The sequence below is a fragment of the Bacillus cereus group sp. BfR-BA-01311 genome (genome assembly GCF_022664295.1).
Classification (GTDB): domain Bacteria; phylum Bacillota; class Bacilli; order Bacillales; family Bacillaceae_G; genus Bacillus_A; species Bacillus_A cereus.
Genome location: NZ_JAKUHC010000040.1, coordinates 1 through 772 on the forward strand (window position 1 = coordinate 1; position 772 = coordinate 772).

The following is a 772-nucleotide window of genomic DNA, read 5'->3' on the forward strand; positions in this document are numbered from 1 at the left end:
TGATCAGGTTGATAGGTTCGAGGTGGAAGCATGGTGACATGTGGAGCTGACGAATACTAATAGATCGAGGACTTAACCATATAATATGTAGCAATGTTATCTAGTTTTGAAAGAATATAAAAAACTTGTTGACTTTAAAAGTTAAATGAGTTACAATGATTCTTGTCTTAAATGAATACAGTCTGGTAATGATGGCAGAGAGGCCACACCCGTTCCCATACCGAACACGGAAGTTAAGCTCTCTAGCGCCGATGGTAGTTGGGACCTTGTCCCTGTGAGAGTAGGACGTTGCCAGGCAATCCGGAGGATTAGCTCAGCTGGGAGAGCACCTGCCTTACAAGCAGGGGGTCGGCGGTTCGATCCCGTCATCCTCCACCATTTAGCCGACTTAGCTCAATTGGTAGAGCAACTGACTTGTAATCAGTAGGTTGGGGGTTCAAGTCCTCTAGTCGGCACCAGTTTTTATTGTAAGAGCCATTAGCTCAGTTGGTAGAGCATCTGACTTTTAATCAGAGGGTCGAAGGTTCGAGTCCTTCATGGCTCACCATTTTAATTAATATGCGGGTGTGGCGGAATTGGCAGACGCACTAGACTTAGGATCTAGCGCCTTTGGCGTGGGGGTTCGACTCCCTTCACCCGCACTTTTAATAAAATATCTCAAACATGTCTTGCGGAAGTAGTTCAGTGGTAGAATACAACCTTGCCAAGGTTGGGGTCGCGGGTTCGAATCCCGTCTTCCGCTCCAATTTTCAATATGACATGCCGGGGTGGC

The 772-nt window shown here is 46.8% G+C and carries 5 tRNA genes and 1 rRNA gene; all 6 read left to right on the forward strand.

Annotated features, from left to right (window positions below):
• Window positions 1-181 precede the first annotated feature (181 nt).
• The 6 genes from rrf (at window position 182) to MR136_RS28285 (ending at window position 745) form a co-directional block, all read left to right on the forward strand.
• Window positions 182-297 (forward strand): 5S ribosomal RNA (gene rrf / locus MR136_RS28260).
• A 5-nt stretch (window positions 298-302) separates the two neighbouring features.
• Window positions 303-378, forward strand: a tRNA-Val gene (locus MR136_RS28265).
• Window positions 379-382: 4 nt separating this feature from the next.
• Window positions 383-458: transfer RNA gene (locus MR136_RS28270), tRNA-Thr, on the forward strand.
• A gap of 13 nt (window positions 459-471) precedes the next feature.
• A tRNA-Lys gene (locus MR136_RS28275) sits at window positions 472-547 on the forward strand.
• Window positions 548-560: 13 nt separating this feature from the next.
• A tRNA-Leu gene (locus MR136_RS28280) sits at window positions 561-641 on the forward strand.
• 29 nt (window positions 642-670) lie between these two features.
• Window positions 671-745 (forward strand) — tRNA-Gly (locus MR136_RS28285).
• Window positions 746-772: the final 27 nt, after the last annotated feature.